This is a genomic window from Salmonella sp. SAL4457 (genome assembly GCF_046548235.1).
Taxonomy (GTDB): Bacteria; Pseudomonadota; Gammaproteobacteria; order Enterobacterales; family Enterobacteriaceae; genus Salmonella; species Salmonella enterica.
In genome coordinates this window covers 1-249 of the sequence record NZ_JBGDZO010001015.1, presented here as the reverse complement: position 1 = coordinate 249, position 249 = coordinate 1, and the positions used below count along the sequence as shown (strand labels likewise).

At 63.1% G+C, this 249-nt stretch carries 1 protein-coding gene; it reads right to left on the bottom strand.

The features are described from left to right. The coding region (locus ACLJNW_RS27235; RefSeq protein ID WP_410961673.1) for a hypothetical protein at positions 1-249 on the bottom strand (249 nt) is incomplete at both ends.

The following is a 249-nucleotide window of genomic DNA, read 5'->3' as shown; positions in this document are numbered from 1 at the left end:
CTTCTGAGCCCCTTCGAGTCCGAGAGTTTCTTGAGAGAAGCATCGTCGGACCCTGTTTGACCGGGGAGCCCGTAGTAATCCTCAAGGGCCAGGGGTGAATCCGCGTCGGGCTCAACCTTCTCCCATGGGTGGGACGCGGCGTGATCCCACTTCCGCCACATCTGCCGGTGGTAATCGAGCCGACCTTCCCTCTCATCGAGTTGGGCCCGCGCCTGGGCGGCTTCGTCGAGGGCAGACACCGCGTAGTGA